The sequence below is a fragment of the Mesorhizobium sp. M8A.F.Ca.ET.021.01.1.1 genome, assembly GCF_003998025.1.
Lineage (GTDB): Bacteria > Pseudomonadota > Alphaproteobacteria > Rhizobiales > Rhizobiaceae > Mesorhizobium.
The window spans coordinates 1-6778 of the sequence record NZ_RZSJ01000325.1; the positions used below are offsets into that span (position 1 = coordinate 1).

General features: G+C 62.4%; 7 protein-coding genes and 1 pseudogene. 4 read left to right on the forward strand and 4 right to left on the reverse strand.

The genetic code is table 11. From position 1 onward, the window contains the following. From EOA36_RS22480 to EOA36_RS22490, 3 genes and pseudogenes are all read left to right on the forward strand, one after another. Positions 1–583 (forward strand): annotated as a pseudogene (locus EOA36_RS22480) (sugar ABC transporter substrate-binding protein); the annotation flags it as partial. A 69-nt stretch (positions 584–652) separates the two neighbouring features. Beyond that, entirely contained in the window at positions 653–1774 is a 1122-nt protein-coding gene (locus EOA36_RS22485; protein WP_127279482.1) for a sugar ABC transporter permease, read from the forward strand. A gap of 6 nt (positions 1775–1780) precedes the next feature. Next, the gene (locus EOA36_RS22490; RefSeq protein ID WP_027143632.1) at positions 1781–2698 is read left to right on the forward strand and encodes a carbohydrate ABC transporter permease; all 918 of its coding nucleotides are present in this window, start codon (positions 1781–1783) and stop codon (positions 2696–2698) included. Positions 2699–2740: 42 nt separating this feature from the next. Here EOA36_RS22490 and EOA36_RS22495 read toward each other — a convergent pair whose 3' ends face one another. Together EOA36_RS22495 and EOA36_RS22500 are read right to left on the reverse strand one after the other, a co-directional pair. Continuing rightward, positions 2741–3484, reverse strand: coding sequence for a creatininase family protein (locus tag EOA36_RS22495; protein WP_127279483.1), 744 nt, complete (start codon positions 3482–3484; stop codon positions 2741–2743). A 3-nt stretch (positions 3485–3487) separates the two neighbouring features. Next, on the reverse strand, positions 3488–4033 hold the full coding sequence (locus tag EOA36_RS22500; RefSeq protein ID WP_127279485.1) for an SIS domain-containing protein: 546 nt from the start codon (positions 4031–4033) through the stop codon (positions 3488–3490). A gap of 211 nt (positions 4034–4244) precedes the next feature. Between EOA36_RS22500 and EOA36_RS22505 the strand changes: the two genes are divergently transcribed. Next, the gene (locus tag EOA36_RS22505) at positions 4245–5267 is read left to right on the forward strand and encodes an aldo/keto reductase (protein WP_127279484.1); all 1023 of its coding nucleotides are present in this window, start codon (positions 4245–4247) and stop codon (positions 5265–5267) included. Between the two features lie 83 nt (positions 5268–5350). Here EOA36_RS22505 and EOA36_RS22510 read toward each other — a convergent pair whose 3' ends face one another. Together EOA36_RS22510 and EOA36_RS22515 are read right to left on the reverse strand one after the other, a co-directional pair. Further along, positions 5351–5623 carry an HU family DNA-binding protein gene (locus EOA36_RS22510; protein WP_015318196.1) on the reverse strand — a complete coding sequence of 91 codons (273 nt, stop codon included), beginning with the start codon at positions 5621–5623 and terminating at the stop codon, positions 5351–5353. Positions 5624–5819: 196 nt separating this feature from the next. Further along, the coding region (locus EOA36_RS22515; protein WP_281040072.1) for a S16 family serine protease at positions 5820–6778 on the reverse strand (959 nt) is incomplete at its 5' end.

Below are 6778 nucleotides of genomic sequence, written 5' to 3' on the forward strand. Positions count from 1 at the left end.
CGTCAAGACCAACGATAGCTCGGTTATCGGCGACGTCACCGGCTTCTCGATCCTGCCGGGCTCCGACGACGTCTACAACTCCAAGACCGGCAAGTGGGAGAAGCTCGCCAGCGGCCCGAACTATTCGCCCAACTGCGCCTATCTCGGCTGGGGCGTCTATGTCATGGCCCGCGTCGATAGCGACGAGAAGAAGAAGAAGGCGGCATGGTCGGCGGCCGCCCATCTCGGCGGCAAGGACCTGTCGATCTGGACGGCGATGTATCCGTCGGGCTTCCAGCCCTATCGCAACTCCCATTTCGACATTCCCGAATGGGTGGCGGCCGGCTACGACGAGGCTTTCATCACCTCGTACCTGAAGTCGGAAGGCGACAGCTACAACCATCCCAACGCGGCAATCGAGCCGCGCATCCCCGGCATCTTCCAGTACTACAGCGCCGCCGAGGATATCCTGGCCAACACCTTCGCCGGCAAGATGAAGGCGCAGGAAGGCGCCGACGCCATCGCAGCCGCCTGGGAGAAGCTCACCGACCAGATCGGCCGTGACAAGCAGGTCAAGCTCTACAAGGCCTCGCTCGGCATGTAAGCTGCCCTTTGAACCGTGGTCCGGCGGCAACGCCGGACCACAGCCTTCCCTTCCAAACGGGCGAAATTTGTGGCTGACCAGACTTCGACCGCGACCCAGTGGCCGGCAGACGCCGCCCCCCATGATCTGATCCCGCCTGGCCGCCGGCGTTTGGGCTGGGCGCTGATGGCGATTGCCACGCTCGGCCTGCTGGCAACGATCGTGCTGCAGATCCTCTACAAGACCGAGGTCGATACGATCGGCTTTGAGACATGGCGGCCCGTGGTCTACGCCTATGTGCTGTGGGGCGTGGCGATCGGCATCGGCCAGGTTCTGACACGCGGCGAGGACGGCCAGCGCGCGCTCTTCCTGCTGCCCGCCCTTTTGTTCACCATCGCCATGGTGATCTTCCCGACGCTGTTCGGCTTCTACATCGCGCTCACCGACTGGAACCTCAGCTCCTTCAGCGGTCGCAGGTTCAACGGGCTCGACAATTTCTGGCAGATGCTCGCCGACCCCTACTACCGCAACGCCCTGTTCAACATGGTGCTCTATGTGCTGGCGGTGCTGGTCGAATATGTCGTGGCCTTTGGCCTGGCGCTGCTGCTCAACGCGCAGATCCGTGCCCGAAAATTTTTTCGGGTGGTGTTCCTGATGCCGCTGATGCTGTCGCCGGTCGCGGTGTCGTGGATGATCGGCAAGTCGCTGATGGAATATCGCTTTGGACCGGCGGCGACGCTGGCGCGCCATCTCGGCTGGGAAGACCCGGCCTTCTTCTCGAACCCGATCACCGCCCGCATCTCGATCATGCTGCTGGACGCCTGGACCTTCATTCCATTCATGATGATCATGCTGCTGGCGGGGCTGCAGGCGATGTCGCGCGAGGTGCTGGAGGCGGCACGTGTCGATGGCGCCACGGCCTGGCAGACCTTCTGGCAGGTCACTTTCCCGCTGATGCTGCCGGTGTCGGTAACGGCGGTGATCCTGCGCATCATCTTCAAGCTGAAGCTTGCCGACATCATCATCACGGTCACCTCGGGCGGTCCGGGCGGCGCCACCGATTCGGTGTCAAGCTTCATCTACCGCGAGTACCGCGACCGCTCGAATGTCGGCTACGGCACCATGCTGGCGATGGCCTATCTCGTCATCATCGTGGTGTTCGTGACCTGGCTGTTGAAATTCGCCAGCCGTTTCGTGCGCAATGTGAATTAGGGCAAGATGAGCGTTCAGACCACCGACTACGTCGCATCCGAAATCCGCTCGCCGGCGAGCTTCGTCGCCAGCCGCGTCTTCATTTATGGCGCGCTCGCCTGCTGGGGCTTCATCTGCCTGTTTCCGATCTATTGGACCATCACCACGTCGTTCAAGACGGCGGTGGATGTCACCCAGGGCCACCTGATCCCGTTTGTCGACTTCCAGCCGGATTGGAAAGGCTGGCGATCGCTTGGCCTGTCGCCGGACTCGATCTTCCAGACATCGACCGTGCGCGACGAGTTCCTCAAGCGCTTCATGAATTCGGTCATCACCTCGGTTGGGGCGTCGAGCCTGGCGATCATTATCGGCAGCCTCGCCGCCTATGGCCTGACCCGCTATCGCTACCATTTCGCCTGGTTCAAGAACGAGGACATCTCCTTCTTCTTCCTGTCGCAGTTGATCCTGCCGCCGGTGGTGCTGGCCTTGCCGTTCCTGGTGCTCTACCGCGAAGTCGGGCTGCTCGATACGCGTATCGGGCTGATCCTGCTCTACACGCTGATGGTGCTGCCGATCGTCATCTGGATCATGCGTGACCAGTTCAATTCCATCCCCGTCGAGCTGGAGGAAGCAGCCCTCGTCGACGGCCTGTCGATCTGGGGCGCCTTTTTCCGCATCGTCATGCCGATCGCGCTGCCAGGCATGGTGGCAGCCTTCATCCTGGCGATGGTGCTGTGCTGGAACGAGTATTTCTTCGCCGCCCTTTTGACCTCGACGGACGCCAAGACAATCCCGGTCATGGTTGCCAGCCAGACGGGCTCGCAAGGCATCAACTGGTGGTCGATGGCGGCCCTTGCCACCGCCGCCATCGCGCCGCTTGCCGTCATCGGCATCGCGCTGGAGCGCTACCTGATCATGGGCATGACGGCTGGTGCGGTGAAGTAGCGTTTTTTCCTTCTCCCACAGGGGGACAAGCAAGAACCCGCGTTAGCGCCTCAGGATCGCCCTGAGGTGATCCATGATCATGGCGACACCCTTTTGCCCCAACTCCACTGACGCCTCCTTGGCACTCGCCGTATACCAGCCCGTATTGTCCTCGAAACGCGCGGCATCCACCGCCTCCGGACATAGCGCCAGCATCAGCGATGTCTCGCCGATGCCGGCATGGTCGAAAGGATATTTGCCGTTCATCGCGGCCGGCATCAGCGGATGCACCTGCACCCAGTTGAAGAAATTCTCGCCCGCGGCGTGCCCCGCATAGTAGTCGGCCATCGTCTCGGAGCCCCACCAGCCCTCGCCGCGCTGCTTCTCGAGGAAGCGGAAGATCGCCTGTCTGCCGGCGGTCTTGAAAGCGAGATCGGTCGGCATGCCGGCGGCGAAATTCTCGGTCTGGTGATGAATGATGGCGTGGATGTTGCGAAAGCCGATACGCAGCAGGCTGTAGAACAGCTCCTCGCCGAACGGCGCCAGTTGATTGCCGCCGACCTGAACCGAGCCGCTGCCTTCCGGCGGCGCCACGGCATAGCTCGCCGCGCCATAGTAGAAGGGCGGCAGGATGACGATTTCGCTCTCCTGTTCGAACAGTTCCAGCGTCTTGATGACGGCCAGCGTGTCCATGCCGACAGCCATGTGCTCGCCATGGTATTCCAGCACGCCGAGCGGCAGCGCGACCGGCCAATTCTGCGCGATCGCCTTGCGGATCTGGTGCGGCAGCATCAGTTCATAGCGCATGATCTATTCCATGTTGGTGTGGCGGGCGCGCATGGCTTCAGGCGAGGCCGCGGTCAATTCCCTGAGTTTCAGCACCATGATCTCGAACAGCAGGAACAACGCACCCTCGAAAACCGAGCCCATCGGCAGCACCGACCTCTTTTGCGATCCCTGGTCGTTGGCCATGGTCTGCGCCGGCACCAGCAACGTCAGATCGGCCAGGCTTGCGGCGCTGCCGCCCGCCTGGGCGGTCACGAGTAGGACGGTCGCGCCTGCCTCACGCGCGATGCGCATCAGGGTGAGTACGGTCGAGGTTTCGCCGGGCCCGGAACTGACAAGGAAGACGTCGCCCTGCCCTACCGGCGGCGTGGTCATGTCGCCGACGGCCGAAACCGGCAGGCCCAGATGATAGAGCCGCATGGCGAAGCCCTTCACCTGCAAGGCCTCGCGGCCGCAGCCATAGACGACGACCTGCCTGGCACCAACCAGCATCCCGCAGGCGGCGTCGATCCGGTCGCCATCGACGCGCGCCAACACCGCGCCAAGCTCGTCGAGCGCGGTCTTGAACATCTGCGAGCCGGAGGTGTTCACGGCGGCGCCCCCGCCGTGCCGGCAATCGAAGTAGATTGGCAATTCCCGATCACGCTTTTCCCCGGAACAGCTTGATTTCGTTCATGCTAGCAACCGCGAAAATGCGTGTCCAACGCTCAGCGGTGCTTTTGCCGAGCCACGAGCATGATAGTGTCATGTCAGACAAATCAGCAAGGCAAACGGGCAGGACATGAAGACACGGAATTTCGACCGCATCGGCAATGGCGGCATCACCTTTACGGAGCTGGGCTTCGGCACGGCGCCGCTCGGCAATCTTTACCGCGCGGTCTCCGACGAGGACGCCAACGCGACGCTGGAGGCCGCCTGGGCGACCGGCTGCCGCTACTATGACACCGCGCCCCTCTATGGGCTCGGCCTGTCGGAAACGCGCCTCAACCCGTTCCTGCGCTCCAGGAAGCGCGACGACTATGTGCTGTCGAGCAAGGTCGGCCGCATCATGCGCGCCTGCCCGCCAGAGGAACGCACCGGCATCGGCAAGTTCTTCGACACGCCGTCGCGCAAGGAGGTCTACGATTACAGCTATGACGGCGTCATGCGCTCGTTCGAGGCCTCGCTGGAGCGGCTGGGCGTCGACCGCATCGACATCCTGTTCGTGCACGATGTCGACATCTTCACCCATGGCAGCAAGGAGGCATCCGACCAGCGCATCGATGAGTTCATGCGCTCGGGCTATTATGGCCTGCTCGCCTTGCGCGACCAGGGCGCCATCAAGGCATTCGGCGGCGGCATCAACGAGTGGCAGGTTGCGCAGGCCCTGGCCGAGCGCGGCGATTTCGACCTGTTCCTGCTTGCCGGGCGCTATACGCTGCTGGAACAGGAGGCGCTGACGTCTTTCCTGCCGCTTTGCCAAAAACGCGGCATCGGCATCGTTCTCGGCGGCCCCTACAATTCCGGCATCCTGGCGACCGGACCGAAGCCCGGCGCCTATTACAACTATTCCGAAGCGCCGCAGGATGTCATCGACCAGGTGACGCGCATCGAGGCCGTCTGCAAACGCCACGGTATCAGGCTGATCGAAGCCGCCCTGCAGTTCCCGCTGTTGCACCCTTCGGTGGTTTCAGTCATCCCTGGCGGTCAGCGCCCGGGCGAAGTCGAGAGCAATCGGTCGCTGCTGGATGCGAAAGTCCCCGCAGCGCTCTGGGCCGATCTCAAGCAAGAGGGCCTGATGCGCGCCGACGCCCCGACAGTTTGAGGAGCTTCCGATCGGGAGATACGTGTCCAAAAATGAAAAGCCGGGCAAGCCCGGCTTTTCTGGTTTTTTGAAATAAAACGCGCTTAGTTGACGGCGTCCTTGAGGCCTTTGCCGGCCGAGAACTTCGGCACGGTGCGCGCCGGGATCTTCACTTCGGCGCCGGTCTGGGGGTTGCGGCCGGTGGACGCAGCGCGCTTTGACACGGTGAAATTGCCAAAGCCGACAAGCCGTACATCGCCGCCCTTCTTCAGTTCGCCGGAGATGACAGAAAACACTGCATCGACCGCCGACTGCGCGTCACCCTTCGAAATGCTCGCGGCGTCGGCGACAGCGGACACCAGTTCGTTCTTGTTCATAAAAATTCCCTTCCATGAGAACACCGGAACTTACGACTCATCCGGCAGGAAACGGACTTTAGAAAGAAGCGTTCCCGCAACCAAGTCGAAAAGGCAGAAAAAAAGCGGAAAAAGCCCGGAATTCCGGGGTTTTTCACATGAAAAAGCCGGGCGCGAGGCCCGGCTTTCTGTTTGTGCGCTGCAACCTTAGAAAAAACTAATGCGCAAGCGACTTTCCGGCATCGTCGGCACTATCGGTCGCGGCCGGCGGATTGACCGGTTCGACCCATTCGATCGGCTCCGGCATCCGCACCAGCGCGTGGCGCAACACCTCACCGACGCGTGAAACCGGAATGATTTCCATGCCGTTCTTCACGTTGTCCGGAATCTCCGCCAGGTCCTTGGCGTTGTCTTCCGGGATCAGCACCTTCTTGATGCCGCCGCGCAGTGCGGCGAGCAACTTCTCCTTCAGGCCGCCGATCGGCAAGATGCGGCCGCGAAGCGTTATCTCGCCAGTCATCGCCACATCGGCCCGCACCGGAATACCCGTCAGCACCGACACAATGGCCGTGGCCATGGCCGCGCCCGCGGACGGACCGTCTTTCGGCGTGGCGCCTTCCGGCAAGTGCACGTGGATGTCGCGCTTGTCGAACAGCGGCGGCTCGATACCGAAATCGATGGCGCGCGAACGGACATAGGAGGCCGCCGCCGAAATCGATTCCTTCATCACGTCGCGCAGATTGCCGGTCACCGTCATGCGGCCCTTGCCGGGCATCATGACACCTTCGACCGTCAGCAGCTCGCCGCCGACTTCCGTCCAGGCAAGCCCGGTGACGACACCGACCTGATCGTCAGCCTCGACCTGGCCGAAGCGGTAGCGCTGAACACCGAGATAGTCGGCGAGATTCGCCGCCGTGATGCTCACCGTCTTCTTCTTCGTCTTCAGGATCTCGGTCACCGCCTTGCGCCCGAGCTTCATCAGCTCGCGCTCCAGGCTTCTGACGCCCGCTTCGCGGGTGTAGGTCTGGATGATGGCGCGGATCGCGTCCTCACCGACGGAGAACTCCTTCGGCTGCAGCGCATGATCGCGGATCACCTTCGGCATCAGGTGCCGCTTGGCGATCTCGATCTTCTCGTCCTCGGTGTAGCCGGCGATACGGATGATCTCCATGCGGT

Bases quoted from the DNA above. Each gene is read 5' to 3' on its own strand.
- EOA36_RS22490 (WP_027143632.1), top strand. From the start codon at position 1,781: ATGAGCGTTCAGACCACCGACTACGTCGCATCCGAAATCCGCTCGCCG.
- EOA36_RS22495 (WP_127279483.1), bottom strand. From the start codon at position 3,484: ATGCGCTATGAACTGATGCTGCCGCACCAGATCCGCAAGGCGATCGCG.
- EOA36_RS22500 (WP_127279485.1), bottom strand. From the start codon at position 4,033: ATGTTCAAGACCGCGCTCGACGAGCTTGGCGCGGTGTTGGCGCGCGTC.
- EOA36_RS22505 (WP_127279484.1), top strand. From the start codon at position 4,245: ATGAAGACACGGAATTTCGACCGCATCGGCAATGGCGGCATCACCTTT.
- EOA36_RS22510 (WP_015318196.1), bottom strand. From the start codon at position 5,623: ATGAACAAGAACGAACTGGTGTCCGCTGTCGCCGACGCCGCGAGCATT.